Source organism: Microbacterium sp. MTN4-26 (assembly GCF_042846595.1).
GTDB classification, from domain to species: domain Bacteria; phylum Actinomycetota; class Actinomycetes; order Actinomycetales; family Microbacteriaceae; genus Microbacterium; species Microbacterium luteum.
Window position 1 is genome coordinate 51,779 of sequence record NZ_BTGO01000003.1, and the last position, 17,262, is coordinate 69,040.

The window sequence follows — 17,262 nt, forward strand, 5'->3', positions numbered from 1 at the left end:
CGCCGTCCGGGCCACTCCCCAGTGTCGCCCCGCAGGCTGACAGCATGCGTCCCGACGTGCGTCGAGACAACGGGTGGTGAGGCACCTGGGCGGATTCTTCACGATTTCTTCACGGATCCGGCGCTGTGCTTCGGGTGCTCTGGGATGTCTGCGACACGCGTGCGCCCGTCCACGGGGAGCCGGGACATGCGCCGGGAGAGTTAGCGTGGGGGAGTGATCGCCACGCTGACCTCGTTCTCGAACCGCGTGTTCGCGGTGCTCGGCCGCCTGTCGATGTATCGGGTGGTGTTCCTCGCGCTGGTCGGGCTGAGCGCCGTCGCCCTCGTGGTGTCCGTCTTCGGGCTCGTCGCGCCCGGGCCGCTCGAGCTGCTCGCGACGCTCGCCGTGCTGCTCCTGGTCAGTGCGGCGACGGATGCGATCGCCCACCGGGTGCTGCGGCTCCCGCTGCGGCTCGAGTCCGCGCTCATCACCTCGTTCATCCTGCTGTTCGTGCTGCGACCCACTCTCGATCCCGCGGCGCTCGCCGGCATCGCCCTCGCCGGAGTCGTCGCCTCGGCGTCGAAGTACCTGCTCGCGTGGCGGGGCCGTCACATCTTCAACCCCGCCGCCGTCGGGGCGACCGTCCTCACCCTCTTCGGCGCCGCCGTGCCGGCGCTCGGCGCGTCGTCGTGGTGGGTGGGCACGCCGGTGCTGGCCGCGCCGGTCATCCTCTTCGGATTGGCCGTGCTGTGGCGTACCGAGAAGGTGCGCGTGGTCGCGCTCTTCCTCGTCGTCGCCGTCGGCGTGGGCGTGCTGCGGACGGCGGTGCAGTACCAGCAGGCGGGCATCACCGTGGCAGGAGCGGAGATCGTGGGGCCGGTGATCTGGGCCTCGCCGTTCCTCTTCCTCGGCGCCTTCATGCTCTCCGAGCCGCTCACGCTGCCGCCTCGTCGCTGGCAGCAGCTGAGCGTGGCCGCCCTCGTGGGCGTTCTCGCCGGGTGGCCCATCGACCTCGGCGCGGTCAGCCTCGGGCAGGAACGCGCCCTCCTCATCGGGAACCTGCTCGCCTTCGCGTTCACGTTCCGCACAGCGGTGCGCCTGACGCTCATCGGCCGTCGCCACCTCACGCCCACGGTGCAGGAGCTGAGCTTCCGCGCCAAGCGACCGTTGCGATTCGACCCGGGCCAGTTCCTCGAGCTCGATGTTCCGCACCACCGGCCCGACGCGCGAGGAACCCGTCGCGAGTTCAGCATCGTCTCGGCGCCCGCCGACGCTCCCGAGGTTCGGGTCGCGTTCCGGGATGCGGTGACGGCGGGCAAGGCCCAGAGCAGCTACAAGAAAGCGCTCGCCGAGGTGACCGAGGGATCGTCGCTGGCTGTCACCGGCGTCTGGGGGGACTTCCTGCTCCCGTCCAGCACCACGAGCCCGGTGCTCATGGTGGCCGCTGGGATCGGCGTCACGCCGTTCGTCTCGCAGCTCCGGCAGGGGCGACTGACCGATCAGGATCGCGACGTCGTGCTCGTCTACGTCGCCGCAGAGGCGTCCGAACTGGTGTTCCGCGACGAGATCGAGGCGTCCGGCGTTCCCGTGATCGTCTTCACCCGCGACGAACCGGACCAGCTGCCGTCGCACTGGCGCTGGGCGCGCGGAGTGCGACTGGATGCCGACGGCCTGCTGCGGGTCGTGCCAGACATCGCGATGCGCCATGCCTACATCTCGGGTCCGCCACGACTGATCGCGGATCTTGCGCCCGCGCTCGATAAGGCGCGGTCGATCACGACCGACGCCTTCTCGGGCTACTGACTCGGGCTACTGAACCGACACGTCGGAATCGACGGCGCGATCCGCCGGAGCGGCCGCGGGGTCCGCGGGACGTGCGGGGATCCGCACCTCGAACGTGGTGTCGCCGGGCTCGCTCTGCACCGAGAGCCTGCCGCCGTGCGCGGCCACGATCGCCTTGGCGATCGACAGGCCCAGTCCCGTTCCGCCGCTCTTGCGGGCGCGGGAACGGTCGGCGCGGGAGAACCGCTCGAACAGCTCGTCGGCGATCGAGGGATCGACACCCGGGCCGTCGTCGTGCACGCGCAGCACCGCGTCGCCGTCCTCCCGGCTCACGCTCACGGTCACCTCGGTCCCGGCGGGGGTGTGGGTGCGGGCGTTGGCGAGCAGGTTCGCCGCCACCTGATGCAGGCGGGTGGCGTCTCCGGCGACGTAGAGCGACTCGTCCGGAACATCGAGGATCCACTCGTGCTCGGGTCCGGCCGGCCGCGCGTCGGCCACCGACTCCACCGCGACCTGGGTCAGATCGATCGGACTGTAGACGAGCTCCTGTCCCTCATCGAGCCGGGCCAGCAGCAGAAGGTCCTCCACGAGGTCGGTCATCCGCACCGACTGCGCCTGGATCCGCTCGAGGGACTGCTCGGTGGTCTCCGCGGCCTGCGGCGAGTCCGGATGGGCGCGCAGGGCTCGCAGCGACAGCTCCGAGAAGCCTCGGATCGAGGCCAGCGGGGTGCGCAGCTCGTGACTGGCGTCGGCGACGAACGACCGCATCCGCTCCTCGTTCCGCTGACGGGCGTCGAGGGAGGAGTCCACGTGGTCCAGGAGCGTGTTCAGCGCGTGGCCGACCCGGCCGATCTCGGTGTTCTCGTCGGTCTGATCCTCGGGCACCCGCTCGGTGATGGACACCTCGCCCTCGGCCAGCGGCTGGCTCGCGACGCGTGTCGCCGTCGCGGCGACGGCGCGCAGCGGCGCCAGAGAGCGGCGCACGATCCACGCCACGATCACGGCGAGGAGGACGAGTCCTCCGGTGGTCATGAGCACGACCGACGTGATGATCGGGGTGACCGTCTGCTGCACACCCGACTCCGGCATCCCCGCGTATGCGACGTAGCCGAGCGACTGATACGGGAACATCCGGTAGTCGCCGAGCCCGTCGATCGACACGGTCGTGTAATCGGGCGTCGTGACTCCGAGGAGGATGTCCTCGACCTGCTGCGCGGTGAGCACCACGATCTCTCCCGGGCCCGCGACGTATGCGCCGGTCTGGGTGCCGTCGATCCCGCCCCGCAGCACGAGGACCGTTCCCTGTGGCTGATTCCCGGCTTGAAGGACCTCCGACGCCGTGACCTGCTGCTCATCGCGCGGCACCTTGAGGTCGAGCAGGGTCCCCGCCGTCTGCTGGGCGGCGGTCTGCACCTGTGCGTTGAGGTTGTCCTGCAGCACGCGACCGAGGACGGCGCTCGTGGCGATCGCCACCATCACGAGGATGAGCGCCACGACGGCCACGATCGCGGTGATCAGGCGCGCCTGCAGGCTCCACCGGCGGCGGCCGCGCACCGAGGGACGTGAGGTCACTGCGGCGCCTTGATCATGTAGCCGACGCCGCGGACGGTGTGGATGAGCGGCTCGCGTCCGGCGTCGAGCTTCTTGCGCAGGTAGGAGATGTAGAGCTCGACGACGCTGGAGCGCCCGCCGAAATCGTAGTTCCAGACCCGATCGAGGATCTGGGCCTTGGACACCACCCGACGCTGGTTGCGCATGAGGAAGCGCAGCAGTTCGAACTCCGTCGCTGTCAGTTCGATCTCGTCGGCGCCGCGCATGACCTCGTGGCTGTCCTCGTTCAGCGACAGGTCGCCGACGCGGAGGATCGGCTCGGCCTCCGCCGACAGCGCCGTTCCCGCGCGCCGCATCAGCCCGCGCAGACGCGCGACCACCTCCTCCAGGCTGAACGGCTTGGTCACGTAGTCATCGCCCCCGGCGGTCAACCCCGCCACACGGTCGCTGACGGCATCCTTCGCGGTGAGGAAGAGCACAGGGACGTCATTGCCCGACTGGCGCAGCCGCTGCAGCACCGCCATCCCGTCGAGGTCGGGCATCATGATGTCCAGCACGAGTGCGTCCGGCGCGAAGTCCCGTGTCTCCTGGAGCGCCTGCAGACCCGACGCCGCCGTGCGCACATCCCATCCCTCCATGCGCAGCGCCATCGACAGCAGGTCCGTCAGCATCTGCTCGTCGTCGACGACGAGAACGCGCAAGGGCGATCCGTCAGGGCGGGTGAGGGCGTTCGCGGAGATCGGGGTGGTCATGACACCCATTGTGGAGATCAAGCTATGCGATTCCTATGGCGAGTTCTATGCGGATGCTGTGAAATGCCGAGACGACGATCCATAACGACCTCATAACCCGCGCAACGGACCGTCATCAGGACGGCTCATAGTCTCGCCACGGCGGACGGACCGCCGAGAGGAGACCCATGTACGCAAGGTACCTGCGGCGGGAGCTGGCCGGCCGCAAGAAGCAGACGGTGATCGTGGCCTCGGGCCTTGCGATCGCGATCGCCCTCGTGATGATCGTGAACTCGCTGGCGGCTGGAGTACGCGACGCCCAGGCTCAGGCGCTCGAGTCGGTCTACGGCGTCGGCACGGATCTGACCGTGACCGGCGCGCAGGCGGAGCCGGGCGAAGGGACCCGCGGTCAGCAGTTCGACTTCGACGAGGATGCCGGGGCGACCGACGAGGAGGGCACGACCTCGATCGAGCAGTCGCAGCTGACGACGGAGATGTTCCGCTCGACGCTGGATGCGTCTGTGCTCGACACGGTACTCGCAGCCGACGGCGTCGAGGCCGCGACCGGCACCCTGAGCCTGACGAACACGACGTTCTCCGGCGAAGTCGGCCAGGCGCCCGCCGAGAGCCCCGCCGCCGAGGAGGGCACGGCCCAGGCTCCGCCCGAAGGCGGCGCGGGCGGCGGCGGATTCGGAGGCGGCGCCTTCGGCCTGGACTCCTTCACGGTCATGGGCATCGAGCCGGATGCGGCCGCCATCGGGCCGCTCTCGTCGGTCACCGTCACCGACGGCCGCGCACTGGAGTCCGCGGATGCAGGCGCCGCTGTGGCCGTCATCGACGCCAGCTATGCGACCACGGCGGAACTCGCCGTCGGCGACACGATGGAGATCGCCGGTGAGGAGTTCGAGGTCGTCGGCGTGGTCGCATCCACCTCCGACGAGGCCGACACCGCCGCCAACGCGTACATCCCTCTCGATGTCGCGCAGGATCTCTCGGGCGTCGGAGACGTGCTCTCGACCGTGTACGTGCAGGCGTCGTCATCGGATGGGATCAGTGCCGTGCAGGCCGAGATCGAAGAGGCGCTCCCGGATGCGACCGTCAGCTCGCAGTCCGACCTCGCATCGACCGTGTCGGGCTCCCTCTCGAGCGCGTCCGCCCTCATCACGAACCTCGGCACGTGGCTGTCGGTGATCGTTCTGGCCGTCGCCCTCGCCCTCGCGGTGCTGTTCACCATCTCGGGCGTGAGCCGGCGCACACGGGAATTCGGCACGCTCAAGGCCATCGGCTGGTCCAACGGGCGTGTCGTCGGCCAGGTCGCGGGGGAGTCTGTGGTGCAGAGCCTCATCGGCGGTGCCGCGGGTCTCGTGGTCGGGCTCCTCGGCATCGGGATCATCAACATCGTCTCGCCCACGATCTCCACCACTGCCGGGGCCACCGCGGCCGCAGGACCCGGGGGTGCAGCCGGGGGAGGTCCCGGCGGCCAGGCGTTCGGTCAGGCCGCGGCGCAGACCGCGACCGAGATCGTGCTGCAGGCGCCGGTCACGCTGTGGGTCGTCGGTGCCGCCATCGGTCTGGCGATCATCGGCGGACTGCTGGCGGGCGCGTTCGGCGGCTGGCGCGCGGCGCGCCTCAGCCCGGCCGAGGCGCTGAGGTCTGTCGGATGACCCCCGCCCGGCCCCACTGGTCGCACATCTCGCATCGATCCCTGAACGGAGAGCCCTCATGACCATGATCGACACCGACGCGGACACCGCACCGGACGCCGTCCCCGCCGTGCTCTACCGCCTGACGGACGTGAGGCGCACGTACCAGCAGAAGGGGCGGATCGTGAAGGCCCTCACCGGTGTCGACCTCGAGATCGCGACGGGTGATTTCGTCACGATCCAGGGGCCGACCGGCGGGGGGAAGTCCACGCTGCTCCAGGTGCTCGGTGCCCTGGACAAGCCGACGTCGGGTCGCGTTCTCCTGGGAGACCTCGACATCGCCGCTGCTTCGCGCGGAGAGCTCGAGAGTCTGCGGGCGCGCGAGATCGGCTTCGTCTTCCAGGGGTTCAACCTGATCCCGACGCTGACAGCGGCCGAGAACGTCGACATGGCACTCGAGCCGCTGTCGGTGCCGAAGGCGGAGCGTGCCGAACGCGTGGCCGAGGCGCTCGGGCAGGTCGGGCTCGCCGAGCGCGCGGATCACCGGCCGTCGGAGCTCTCCGGGGGCCAGCAGCAGCGCGTGGCGATCGCGCGTGCGATCGTGAAGCGCCCGAGGGTCCTCCTCGCCGACGAGCCCACCGGCAACCTCGACGAGAGCATGCGCGACGAGATCCTCTCTCTCCTGGAGCGCCTGAACGCGGACGGGCTGACGCTCATCGCCGTCACGCACGACTCCGCGGTCGCACGACGGGCACGGCGCCGGTTGCGCCTCGCGAAGGGAGTCGTGACCGACATCACCCGGTGACGGCGGCCATGCGGCCGGGGCGATCAGACCCCGGCCGCATCGGCATGCGCGATCATGCGATCGAACAGCGCATCGAGGTCCGCGTCGACGCGCCGGCGCTCGGGATGTGCGTCGTGGAAGGCGATCATGCGCCGTGCGCCCTCGTCGAAGGTCACCCTTGTGCGGAACTCCGGCACGAGGGCCGTGACCTTCGCGGAGTCGAAGACCATCGCATGAGCCTTGTCGCCCAGGAGAGTGGGGCCGAGGTCGGGTGACCACCGTGCGATCGTCTCGCTGGCCACGTGCACGAATCGCGGGTCGGCGACGCCGGCCGCCTCCGCGAGCCATCCGTAGATGTCGTTCCACGTCGGTGCGTGGGTGCCGGTGATCGTGAAGGAGTCACCGATCGCCGCCGGGTGACCGAGAAGACCGGTGAACGCCACGGCGAAGTCGTCGGCGTGGGTGATGGTCCACGGCGTGGTGCCGTCGCCGTGGATGACCACCGGCTTGCCGGCGCGCATCCGGGCGATGTCGGTCCATCCGGCCAGGGTCGGCAGGAGCGTGTCGTCGTAGGTGTGCGACGGTCGCACGATGGTCATCGGCAGTCCGTCGCGCCGCGAGCGCTGCACGAGCAGATCTTCGCACGCGATCTTGTCGCGCGAGTACTGCCAGTACGGGTTGTGAAGGGGCGTGGACTCGGTCACCGGGAGTCGACGCGGCGGCTTCTGGTAGGCGGAGGCCGAGCTGATGAAGATGTACTGAGCGGGCGATCCGACGGCGGAGAGGGTCGTCTCGACGTGGTCGGGGATGAAGGAGAGGAAGTCGGCGACGACGTCGAACCGGTCGCCTCCGATCGCCCCTCTCACGGCGTCACCGTCGCGCACGTCGGCCGTCAGCTCACGGACGCCCTCGGGAAGAGGCCGGGAGCGGCTGCCGCGATTGAGGACGGCGACGTCGTGGCCGGCGGCGACCGCGGCACGCACGCACGCGGTGCTGATGACGCCGGAGCCGCCGAGGAACAGGATGCGCAGAGAGCTCATGCTCCCCGACCCTAGACCTCGGCGGCTCCGGCGATCGCGGGGCTTGACCGGCCTCAGTGGGTGTCTTCGGCCTCGATCTCCGTGCGGTCGCCCGACCACAGGGTGTGGAAGGTGCCTTCTTTGTCGACGCGCTTGTACGTGTGGGCGCCGAAGAAGTCGCGCTGTCCCTGGATGAGGGCGGCGGGGAGCCGATCCGCGCGCAGCCCGTCGTAGTACGCCAGCGACGACGAGAACGCCGGCGCGGGGATTCCCACCCTCGCGGAGGTCGCGACGACTTCGCGCCACGCCGTCTGTGCGCGCTGCAGAGCCTCGACGAAGTACGGCGCCGTCAGCAGCACGGGCAGGTCGGCCTCGGTGTCGTAGGCCTCGGCGATGCGGTTGAGGAACTGTGCGCGGATGATGCAGCCGCCGCGCCAGATCTTCGACACCGCACCCAGGTCGATGTTCCAGTCGTACTCCGCCGCGCCGGCGCGGATCTCGTCGAAGCCCTGCGAGTAGGCGACGATCTTGGACGCGTAGAGGGCGAGTCGGATCTTCTCGATGAACGCGTCGGGGTCTTCGACGGTCCAGGACTGCTGCGCGTCGTCGGCAGGCCCCGGCAGGTCGCGGGAGACCTCGCGCTGCTCGGGGTGGCTGGACAGCGAGCGCGCGAAGGTGGCTTCGGCGATGCCGGAGACCGGCACGCCGAGGGAGAGGGCCGTCTGCACGGTCCAGGCTCCGGTGCCCTTGGCACCCGCCTGATCGAGGATGACATCGACGAGGGGCTTTCCGGTGTCGGCGTCGACCTGACGGAGCACCTCGGCGGTGATCTCTATGAGGTACGACTCCAGTTCGCCGCGGTTCCATTCCGCGAAGACATCGGCGATCTCGGCGGGGGTCTTGCCGGTGCCGCGTCGGATGAGGTCATAGGCCTCGGCGATCAGCTGCATGTCGGCGTACTCGATGCCGTTGTGCACCATCTTCACGAAGTGGCCGGCGCCGTTGTGTCCGACGTGCGTGACGCAGGGCTCGCCTTCGGCGACCGCGGCGATGGAGGTCAGGATCGGCCCCAGGGTGACCCACGACTCGTCGGAGCCGCCGGGCATGATCGAGGGCCCGAGGAGTGCGCCCTCCTCACCGCCGGACACGCCCATCCCGACGAAGTTGATGCCTGTCTCGCGCACGGCCTTCTCACGGCGGATGGTGTCGGTGAACAGCGCATTGCCGCCGTCGACGATGATGTCGCCGGGTTCGAAGACCTCGACGAGCGACTCGATCACCGCGTCGGTCGGCCTTCCGGCCTTGACCATGATGATCGCCGCACGCGGCTTCTGCAGCGACGCGGCGAACTCCTCGTAGGAGAACGCGGGGACGAAGCCGGCTTCGGGGTGCTCGGCGACGAGCTCGTCGGTCTTGGCCCGAGAGCGGTTGTACACCGCCACCGTGTTTCCTTCGCGGCTGGCGAGGTTGCGGGCCAGATTCGAGCCCATCACCGCCAGACCGACCACGCCGATGTTCGCTGAGTTCTCGCTCACGCGCGCTCCTTCTTGATCCGCTCGTCGGGTCGCCCGCGAGCCGCCGAGCGGCGTCCGGGCCGCTATACAGCCTAGGGTGTGGGTGCAACCGATACGATCGAATAAATCATATTATTGAGTGCGGGGCGACCGATGCCCCGGAAGTCACAGACGACGGACCTGGAACATGATCATTCTCGCGTTGGAATCAAGCACCACCTCGGCCAAGACGCTCCTGTTCGACTCCGAGACCGGTCACACCTCGGTGCGCAGTCGGCGCTTCGAGGTGCCGGGGCCCGACACCTCGGTCCGCGATCCCGACGCGATCTACACCCAGCTGATGGCCCTGGGTCGAGAAGCGGCTGCCGGCGTCGCGGTGGACCTCATCGTGCTCAGCGGCACCTGGCACGGCCTCACACTTGTCGATGACGACCTGCGCGTGATCACCCCCGTGCGGGAGTGGCCCGACACGAGCGCTCAGGACCTGTCTGCGCGAGAGCGACGTGACGCCGATTTCACCTGGTGGTTCTACGAGCGCACCGGCTGCATGGTCAACGCGATCTATCCCGCGTTCAAGCTCGCATGGCTGTCGGAGCAGGGGGTCTCGCTCGACGGTCGACTCGCGCTGGACCAGGCCTCGCTGAACTTCGCCCGGATGACCGGGGAGGCATCGACCAACGTCTCCCTCGCGTCCGGCACGGGAATGCTCGGCGCCGACAGCCTGGAGTGGGACGCGGAGGTCCTCGACCGGCTCGGCATCGCCGATGTGCGCCTGCCGGCCCTGCGCGGCGCCGGCCACACCGTGCCGCTCTCGCGCGACGCGGCCGTGCTCCTCGGGCTTCGAGCCGGTATCCCGGTGCTCACGCCCGGGCCGGACGGCGGCCTCAGCCAGGTCGGGGACCGGGCCACCGAACCCGGGGACATGACGTTCTCGATGGGAACCAGCGGTGCCCTCAGGTTCGCGACGCGGCATCCCTCGTTCTCGCCGGCGATGAGCACGTGGTCGTACCGATCTCCGCTCGGCGCGCTGAGCGGGGCTGCGACCTCGGGATGCGGAAACTGCGTGGACTGGGCCAGGGAGCGGCTGTTCGGGCTGACGACCGACTACTCCGAGATCGAGCCGCTCCTGTCTGCGGACAAGACCGAGCTGCCCGTGTTCCTGCCGTTCCTGTTCGGCGAGCGCAGTCCGGGATGGCAGGACCAGCGCCGCGGCGGCTTCCTCGACCTGAAGCCCACCCACAGTCGCGCCGACATGTACCAGGGCGTGCTCGAGGGGATCGTCTTCTCGCTCTACCACTGCTTCAAGGAGCTCACCGCTCTGAACGGCATGCCCCGGCGCATCGTCCTGTCGGGGGGCGTGCTGTCGTCGCCGTTCTGGACCCAGCTGGTCGCCGATGTCTTCGATGCCGAGATGGAGGTCTCGGCTCTCCAGCACAGCTCGGTCGTCGGCGCGGTCCGCATGGGACTGCTCGCGAGCGGCCTGCCGTCGGAGCACGCCGCCTTCGACGACGCCGCTCCGGGGCATGTGACGCCGCGCTCCGAGCGGAAGGCCCACTACGACGCGGAGTTCGCGCGGTATCTCGATCACTACTCGCAGACCCGTCCGGGATCGGATGCGACGTGACGGCCCGCTGAGCGCCGTCAGCCCGACTCGCCCCTGACTTCGCCCAGCACCGTGTCGACATAGCGCCGCGTGTGGTGCTCCGCGGCGGCGGCGTCGCCGCGCGCGATGGCCGCTGCCGTCTGCGCGTGATTGTGCAGCGCCTCGTGCTCGGGCGTCGCGGGAGTGAGACCGACGCGGGATCTCCCGGCGATGACTTCGGCGATCGGCTTCTTCACCGCGGCGAGCATGAGGTTGCCGCTGGCATCGAGGATGAGGTCGTGGAAGGCGATATCCGCGGCGAGGTACTCCTCCGTGTCTCCGCGGCCCTGCGCGCCGAGCTCCTCGAGGAGCGTCGAGAGACGAACGATCTCCGAGCGCTGCACGTCGCTCGCACGTGACGCGGCCAGTCGTGCCGCGATGGGCTCGATCGCGGCACGGAGCTCGGTGACGACGACCAGCTGCTGCGCTCGTCGAGGGCCGGCCAGCTGCCAGGCGATCAGGCGCGGGTCCAGCGCGCTCCACGCTGTCGCCGGCTGCACGGTGACGCCGACGCGCCGACGCGAGGCGACCATCCCCATGGCCTCCAGCACGCGCACGGCCTCCCGGATGACCGTGCGGGAGACCCCGTACTCATCCTCGAGACCGGCGGCGGTCAGGACCTGCCCGGACGTCAGCTCGCCCGCGGCGATGCGGACACCGAGGTCGTCGAGCACGTTCGTGTGCGAGGCCTGCGCCACGGCGACTCCAATAAATACGATCTTCTGGTGGTAATAATACGATCTTTGTGTAAGGATCGGGTGTCCTCGCGATGACTTGCGGAGGACGCTCGCATAGTACACGCGGACACCGCACGACTTCGTCGGTGCCCTCGGCATATCAACGGAGATTCACCGATGGAAGATTGGTCCCAGACCCTGGGCACGGCTCCGCTGCTGCTGATCGCAGCCGGCGCGATCGCGCTCATCCTGCTGCTCATCATCGTCTTCAAGGTGCACGCCTTCCTGACGCTGATCATCGTTTCGCTCCTGACGGCCTTCGCCGCGCAGATCCCCGTGAGCGCCATCGCGACGACACTCACCACGGGTCTCGGCGGCACGCTCGGCTCCGTCGCGCTGCTGGTGGCGCTGGGGGCGATGCTCGGCCGTCTGATCGAGCACTCCGGCGGCGCCAAAGCGCTCGCCGACCGGTTCGTCGACATCTTCGGCGAGAAGCGCGCGCCGTTCGCGCTGGGCATCGCCTCGTTGATACTGGGGTTCCCGATGTTCTTCGACGCCGGCCTCGTCATGATGCTCCCGATCGTCTTCGCGGTGGCCCGCCGCGTGTCCAAGAACAACGTGCTGCTGTTCGGCATCCCGACCGCCGCGGCGTTCTCGGTCATGCACGTGTTCCTGCCCCCGCACCCGGGCCCGGTCACGGCGACCGAGCTCTACGGCGCCAACCTCGGGATCGTGCTGATCGTCGGTCTGATCATCGCCTTCCCCACCTGGTACCTCTCCGGCTACCTCTGGGGAAAGTTCGTCTCGACGCGCATCCCGCTGCCGGTCCCCACCCTCTTCGGTGACATCGACGAGGACCAGCCGGTCAACCCGCCCAAGCCCGGCACGATCGTGGGTCTGCTGCTGCTTCCGATGCTCCTCATCTTCATGAACACCGGCCTGACCACCCTCGCCAGCATCGGCGCCGTCTCGGCCGATGACCTGTGGGTGCAGGTCCTGGTGCTGCTGGGCACCTCGCCCGTCGCCCTGCTCATCACCGTCCTGGTGGCCATGGTCGTGCTCGGAACGCGCCGTGGTGAGAAGGGCACGGCGATCGAGAAGCTGCTCGACTCGGCACTCGGCCCGGTCGCCTCGGTCATCCTCATCACCGGCGCCGGCGGGATGTTCGGCGCCGTGCTGCGCGCCTCGGGCATCGGTGAGGCCCTCGCCGACACGCTGAGCGACCTCGGACTGCCGGTCATCGTCGCCGCCTACCTCATCGCGGTCGTCATCCGCCTGGCCCAGGGCTCGGCCACCGTGGCTCTCGTGACCGCGGCTGGTCTGGCCGCCCCGGCGGTGCTCGCGGGTGACTTCAACCCGCTGCAGATCGCCGCGATCGTGCTCGCCACCGCCGCCGGCTCGGTCTTCGCCGGCCACGTCAACGACTCGGGGTTCTGGCTCGTGGGTCGCCTCATGGGAATGGACGTGAAGACGACGCTGAAAACCTGGACGGTTCAGCAGGCGATCGAGTCGGTCACCGCGTTCGTCTTCGTGCTCGCCGTATTCGGCGTCGCGTCGATGGTCTGATCCGCCGAACGCACCCACCCCGACGACCGGAGGAAATCCATGTCCGACATCTTCGACATCTCGGGCCGGCTCGCGCTGGTCACCGGTTCGACGCGCGGCCTCGGACGCTCGCTCGCCGAAGGCCTGGCGAACGCCGGTGCCCGCGTGATCGTGCACGGCCGAAACGCCGACGCGGCCGCTCGCTCAGCCTCCGAGATCGCCGACGCGTCGGGCCAGCCCGCCGCATCGGTCGCGTTCGACGTGACCGATGCGGCGGGGGTCGAGGAGGGGATTACCGGAATGATCGCCGCACACGGCGTCCCCGACATCCTCGTCAACAATGCCGGCGTGCAGCGCCGCGCTCCGATCCAGGACTTCGGGGTCTCGGACTGGGATGACATCATCGCGGCGAACCTCAACGGCGTCTTCTACGTCTCGCGCTTCGTCGCACCCGCGATGATCGAGCGGGGCTCCGGCAAGATCGTCAACGTCGCGTCGGTCCAGTCGTTCCTCGCACGGCAGACGATCGCGCCGTACTCCGCCTCCAAAGGGGGAGTGGCGCAGCTGACCAAGGGGATGGCCGCCGATCTCGCCCGCCACGGCATCCAGGTCAACGCGCTCTCGCCGGGCTACTTCGCCACCGAGATGAACCGCGACCTCGTGGACGACCCCGCCTTCAGCGGCTGGCTCGCGCAGCGCACGCCCGCCCAGCGCTGGGGCGACTTCTCGGAGCTCGACGGTGCCCTGCGGTTCCTCGTCTCGGACGCCTCGAGCTTCGTCTCGGGGCAGAACATCTTCGTCGACGGCGGAATGACCGCGGTCGTCTGATCGGAAGGAGAGCGATATGCGCGCCGCGTTCATCGACAGCAAGGAGAGCATCCGCATCGCGGAGCTCGAGACCCCGCAGCCGACCGATGATCAGGTGCGCGTGCGCATCGACTACGTCGGCATCTGCGGCAGCGACCTGCACTACTACTTCGACGGGGCCAACGGAGCGTTCGTCGTGCGCGAGCCCCTCATTCCGGGGCACGAGGTGTCCGGCCGCATCGACCACGACCCGACCGGGGAGTGGCAGCCGGGCACGCCGGTGACCGTGCACCCCGCGACCTTCGGCGAGCATCGCGACGACCTCGCAGACGCCCCGCACCTGTGGCCGGGCGGCGCCTACCTCGGGTCGGCCTCCACGTGGCCGCACACCCAGGGCGGCCTGGTGGAATGCATCCTCGTCGATCGCGAGATGGTCCGTCCGCTGCCGCCGACCCTTCCGGTGCGCCGCGCGGTGCTCGCCGAGCCGCTCGCCGTGGCCCTGCACGGACTGGGGAAGGCCGGCGACGTGCGCGGCAAGAAACTGCTCGTCACCGGCGTGGGGCCGATCGGTCTGCTCGCGGTGGCCGCCTCGGTCGCCGCGGGTGCCGAGGTGACGGTGACCGACGTGTTCGACGAACCCCTCCAGCGGGCGCTGGCCCTCGGTGCGTCCGAAGCTCTGAACGTCACCCGCGACGACGTGCCCGGAAGCGCATACGACGTCGTGCTGGAATGCTCCGGAGTCGCCGCGTCCATCAACACCGCGCTGAAGGCCGCAGCCATCGGCGGCATCGTCGTTCAGGTCGGGATGGTCCCCGATGCCGAACGCCCGCTGAACATCGCCGCCTTCATCTCGAAGGAGCTGCGCTGGTACGGCACCTTCCGCTTCAACGACGAGATCGACCACGCCATCGTGCTCCTCGACGAGAACCCGGGCATCGAAGACGTCGTCACCCACGTCATTCCCGCCGACGACGTCGTTCAGGCCTTCGCGACCGCGCGCGACTCGCGTGCATCCGGCAAGGTCGTCGTCGAGGTGTGGCCGTCGGGTCAGTCCCGGTAGGCCTGGCGCCCCATGCTGAAGAAGGCCAGCACCACGCCCACGCCGCCGATCGCGGCGATGGCTCCCACCGCCCAGAGAATGACGTGCGAGGCGAAGCCGTAGTCCATGAAGGGTCCTCCGAGAAAGCTGGATCGGGTGCGTCTTCATCGTACCGGCTGCGCTGGTAGACTCGTCGCTGAACTTCGGCGAGGGATACGCGCATGACGTTGCGGCATCCGTGATCGACGAGGGCGGACAGGCACTTCCTCACGCACTCGCGTTCGAGTCGAACACCCCATACCTCGCTCCTGACGGAGCATCGCAACGGGCCTGTGCGCCCGCAAGGAGAATCCATCATGTCGACCGAAATCGATGCGAAGGTCCACGCCGAGCTGCGTGAGAACTTCGGCAAGGGCTTCGCCCGCCGCCTGCGTGCCGCCGGCCAGATCCCGGCCGTGATCTACGGCCACGGCACCTCGCCCGTCCACGTCGCGCTGCCCGGCCACCAGGTCTCGCTGCTCGTGCGTCGCGCCAACGCGCTGCTCGAGCTCGACATCGACGGCAAGGACCAGCTGACGCTCGTCAAGGACGTCCAGCGCGACCCGGTTCGTCAGATCATCGAGCACATCGATCTGCTGGTGGTCAAGAAGGGAGAGAAGATCCACGTCGACGTGCCCGTCACGGTCGTCGGTGAGCCCTTCGCCGGCACCATCGCCAACCTCGACGCATCCACCGTGCTGCTCGAGGTCGAGGCCACCCACATCCCCGAGCACGTCGAGGTCGACGTGGAGGGACTGGAGGACGGCGCCCATGTCACCGCGGGCGAGCTGAAGCTCCCGCGTGGCGCGTCGCTGGTCACCGAGGCCGACACGCTCGTCGTCGCCATCTACGTGCCGACCGCCGCGCTGGCCGCGGAGGAGGAGATCGCCGAGGCCGACGCCGAGGTCGCCGCCGAGCAGTCCGAGGAATCCGCGGAGTAATCGCGAGCGGACACGAGGGGGATGCGCCGGTCGCATCCCCCTCGTGCTGTCTTCCGACCCGCCCCCGGACCGAGAGGAAAGCACATGGCACGCACGTGGCTCATCGTGGGGCTCGGCAACCCCGGACCGCGGTATGAGGCGACGCGTCACAATGTCGGCCAGATGGTCATCGACGAGCTGGCCGACCGACGCGGTGAGACTCTGCGTGCACACAAGGCGGGCGCGCGCGTCGCTGAGACGTGGCTGCGTCCGGGCGCGGACAAGCTGATCCTCGCGAAGCCGAACTCGTTCATGAACGTCTCCGGCGGGCCCGTGTCCTCTCTGGCGAAGTTCTACGGCATCGACTCCGAGCGCGTCGTGGTCGTGCACGACGAGCTCGACATCCCCTTCGACACGATCAAGCTCAAGTCCGGCGGCGGGCACGGCGGCCACAATGGGGTTCGCGACGTGGCGAAGGCCCTCGGCACCCCGGAGTTCCCGCGCGTGCGCGTGGGCATCGGCCGTCCGCCCGGCCGTCAGGACCCCGCCGACTGGGTGCTGGATCCCTTCGGCTCGCTCGAGCGTCAGAATCTCCCCAACCTCCTGGCCGACGCCGCTGATGCGGTGGAGCTGCTCGTCGACGAGGGTCTCGTCGCCGCGCAGCAACGGCACCACGCCCCGCGTCCCTGACGTGCCGGGCCGCAACGCGGCATCCCGACACCTCCGGAGGATTCCCCGCTTCACGAGGACCGACGCCGCGGCTTTCGTCCTCTGTACGCGCGATCTCCTCTCCGGGTGCGCGGGCGGCGACGCGTCAGAAGGACGGGACGCTCGACAGGGCGCCGGCGGCGAGGCCGATGAAGAAGAGGATGTAGGCGAGCGTGCCGTAGACGATCGGGCCGAGCGCCGCGATCACGATCGCGGCGATGGCCCAGCCGCGGCCGCGGGCCTTCACCGCCGCGACGATGCCCTGGATGAGCGCCCCGATGCCGAGGACGGTCCCGGTCCAGAACGTGATCTCTGCGAACAGCACCAAGCCCCGCACCGGAGCGAGGATCGCGAGCTCGAAATCCGCGCTCGCCGGCATGTCGCCGAGCTCGGCACCGACGCCGTCGCCGATGGCGTATCCGGCGACCGCGCCGAGGACGGGAACGAGAATTCCGGCGACGGCGGCCACGACGAAGGCGATGATCCCGAGTGTCGCCGATCCGTTCGCGGCGGGGCGCTGGGACGGCCAGGACGGCGCGGCCTGGCCGTACGGGGGCTGCCCGTACGCGGCCGGAGGCGGGCCGTACGGACGCTGGCCGTAGGGGGCGGGAGGTTGGCCGTACGGAGGTTGGCCCGGGTGCGGTGCGGTTCCGTAGGCGAGTGTGGGCTGCTCGCCGGATGCGGCGGGGGCCGCCGTGGGCGGTTGCGGCGTGCCGTACACCGGCTGCGACGGTGGTGCGTAGGGCGGCGCGGGGGCCGGCGGACGCGGTGGCGCCGGGGGTGCGGAGGAGTCGTGACCTGCCGTGTTCTCCTGCTCGCTGCCGGGGTCTGCGGGATCGCTCACGGCACTCATCCTAGGAGGCGCGTGCCGAGGTCGTGGGT

15 protein-coding genes are annotated in these 17,262 nt (G+C 69.5%); 9 read left to right on the forward strand and 6 right to left on the reverse strand.

Annotated features, from left to right (window positions below; all coding sequences use genetic code 11):
* Positions 1-213: 213 nt before the first annotated feature.
* On the forward strand, positions 214-1,782 hold the full coding sequence (locus ACGG9C_RS03120) for an FAD-dependent oxidoreductase (protein WP_228480972.1): 1,569 nt from the start codon (positions 214-216) through the stop codon (positions 1,780-1,782).
* A 6-nt stretch (positions 1,783-1,788) separates the two neighbouring features.
* Here ACGG9C_RS03120 and ACGG9C_RS03125 read toward each other — a convergent pair whose 3' ends face one another.
* Complete coding sequence (locus tag ACGG9C_RS03125) at positions 1,789-3,333, reverse strand: cell wall metabolism sensor histidine kinase WalK (RefSeq protein ID WP_071042846.1); 1,545 nt, start codon at positions 3,331-3,333, stop codon at positions 1,789-1,791.
* Complete coding sequence (locus tag ACGG9C_RS03130) at positions 3,330-4,064, reverse strand: response regulator transcription factor (protein ID WP_071043346.1); 735 nt, start codon at positions 4,062-4,064, stop codon at positions 3,330-3,332. The genes ACGG9C_RS03125 and ACGG9C_RS03130 overlap by 4 nt, the downstream gene beginning before the upstream one ends.
* 167 nt (positions 4,065-4,231) lie before the next feature.
* On the opposite strand from ACGG9C_RS03130, the gene ACGG9C_RS03135 reads away from it, so the two are divergent.
* Both ACGG9C_RS03135 and ACGG9C_RS03140 read left to right on the forward strand, forming a co-directional pair.
* Positions 4,232-5,707, forward strand: coding sequence for an ABC transporter permease (locus ACGG9C_RS03135; RefSeq protein WP_194384940.1), 1,476 nt, complete (start codon positions 4,232-4,234; stop codon positions 5,705-5,707).
* Positions 5,708-5,765: 58 nt separating this feature from the next.
* On the forward strand, positions 5,766-6,491 hold the full coding sequence (locus ACGG9C_RS03140; RefSeq protein ID WP_194384941.1) for an ABC transporter ATP-binding protein: 726 nt from the start codon (positions 5,766-5,768) through the stop codon (positions 6,489-6,491).
* Positions 6,492-6,514: 23 nt separating this feature from the next.
* On the opposite strand, the gene ACGG9C_RS03145 is transcribed toward ACGG9C_RS03140, so the two are convergent.
* Both ACGG9C_RS03145 and gndA read right to left on the reverse strand, forming a co-directional pair.
* Positions 6,515-7,510, reverse strand: a complete 996-nt coding sequence (locus tag ACGG9C_RS03145) for an NAD-dependent epimerase/dehydratase family protein (RefSeq protein WP_194384942.1) — start codon at positions 7,508-7,510, stop codon at positions 6,515-6,517.
* A 53-nt stretch (positions 7,511-7,563) separates the two neighbouring features.
* Positions 7,564-9,024 (reverse strand): NADP-dependent phosphogluconate dehydrogenase, encoded by a 1,461-nt coding sequence (gene gndA / locus ACGG9C_RS03150; protein ID WP_194384943.1) that lies wholly within the window; start codon positions 9,022-9,024, stop codon positions 7,564-7,566.
* A 166-nt stretch (positions 9,025-9,190) separates the two neighbouring features.
* Here gndA and ACGG9C_RS03155 point away from each other — a divergent pair, with 166 nt between their 5' ends.
* Complete coding sequence (locus tag ACGG9C_RS03155) at positions 9,191-10,627, forward strand: gluconokinase (protein ID WP_390178229.1); 1,437 nt, start codon at positions 9,191-9,193, stop codon at positions 10,625-10,627.
* A gap of 17 nt (positions 10,628-10,644) precedes the next feature.
* On the opposite strand, the gene ACGG9C_RS03160 is transcribed toward ACGG9C_RS03155, so the two are convergent.
* Positions 10,645-11,343, reverse strand: a complete 699-nt coding sequence (locus ACGG9C_RS03160; protein WP_286717735.1) for a FadR/GntR family transcriptional regulator — start codon at positions 11,341-11,343, stop codon at positions 10,645-10,647.
* Between the two features lie 156 nt (positions 11,344-11,499).
* On the opposite strand from ACGG9C_RS03160, the gene ACGG9C_RS03165 reads away from it, so the two are divergent.
* The 5 genes from ACGG9C_RS03165 (at position 11,500) to pth (ending at position 16,362) form a co-directional block, all read left to right on the forward strand.
* Positions 11,500-12,888, forward strand: a complete 1,389-nt coding sequence (locus ACGG9C_RS03165) for a GntP family permease (protein WP_071042852.1) — start codon at positions 11,500-11,502, stop codon at positions 12,886-12,888.
* Between the two features lie 39 nt (positions 12,889-12,927).
* Positions 12,928-13,695: an SDR family oxidoreductase gene (locus ACGG9C_RS03170; RefSeq protein ID WP_286717737.1), complete on the forward strand. Its 768-nt coding sequence runs from the start codon at positions 12,928-12,930 to the stop codon at positions 13,693-13,695.
* A 16-nt stretch (positions 13,696-13,711) separates the two neighbouring features.
* Positions 13,712-14,734, forward strand: coding sequence for a zinc-binding dehydrogenase (locus ACGG9C_RS03175; RefSeq protein WP_286717738.1), 1,023 nt, complete (start codon positions 13,712-13,714; stop codon positions 14,732-14,734).
* Between the two features lie 335 nt (positions 14,735-15,069).
* Positions 15,070-15,693, forward strand: a complete 624-nt coding sequence (locus ACGG9C_RS03180; protein WP_071042855.1) for a 50S ribosomal protein L25/general stress protein Ctc — start codon at positions 15,070-15,072, stop codon at positions 15,691-15,693.
* Positions 15,694-15,777: 84 nt separating this feature from the next.
* Positions 15,778-16,362: an aminoacyl-tRNA hydrolase gene (gene pth, locus ACGG9C_RS03185; RefSeq protein ID WP_071042856.1), complete on the forward strand. Its 585-nt coding sequence runs from the start codon at positions 15,778-15,780 to the stop codon at positions 16,360-16,362.
* Between the two features lie 124 nt (positions 16,363-16,486).
* Here the strand turns inward: pth and ACGG9C_RS03190 are convergent, their stop codons facing one another.
* Positions 16,487-17,224, reverse strand: coding sequence for a hypothetical protein (locus ACGG9C_RS03190; RefSeq protein ID WP_390178230.1), 738 nt, complete (start codon positions 17,222-17,224; stop codon positions 16,487-16,489).
* Positions 17,225-17,262 lie beyond the last annotated feature (38 nt).

Coding starts and splice junctions, on each gene's coding strand:
- ACGG9C_RS03130 (WP_071043346.1), bottom strand. CDS start 4,064: ATGACCACCCCGATCTCCGCGAACGCCCTCACCCGCCCTGACGGATCG.
- ACGG9C_RS03135 (WP_194384940.1), top strand. CDS start 4,232: ATGTACGCAAGGTACCTGCGGCGGGAGCTGGCCGGCCGCAAGAAGCAG.
- ACGG9C_RS03140 (WP_194384941.1), top strand. CDS start 5,766: ATGACCATGATCGACACCGACGCGGACACCGCACCGGACGCCGTCCCC.
- ACGG9C_RS03145 (WP_194384942.1), bottom strand. CDS start 7,510: ATGAGCTCTCTGCGCATCCTGTTCCTCGGCGGCTCCGGCGTCATCAGC.
- ACGG9C_RS03155 (WP_390178229.1), top strand. CDS start 9,191: ATGATCATTCTCGCGTTGGAATCAAGCACCACCTCGGCCAAGACGCTC.
- ACGG9C_RS03165 (WP_071042852.1), top strand. CDS start 11,500: ATGGAAGATTGGTCCCAGACCCTGGGCACGGCTCCGCTGCTGCTGATC.
- ACGG9C_RS03170 (WP_286717737.1), top strand. CDS start 12,928: ATGTCCGACATCTTCGACATCTCGGGCCGGCTCGCGCTGGTCACCGGT.
- ACGG9C_RS03175 (WP_286717738.1), top strand. CDS start 13,712: ATGCGCGCCGCGTTCATCGACAGCAAGGAGAGCATCCGCATCGCGGAG.
- ACGG9C_RS03180 (WP_071042855.1), top strand. CDS start 15,070: ATGTCGACCGAAATCGATGCGAAGGTCCACGCCGAGCTGCGTGAGAAC.
- pth (WP_071042856.1), top strand. CDS start 15,778: ATGGCACGCACGTGGCTCATCGTGGGGCTCGGCAACCCCGGACCGCGG.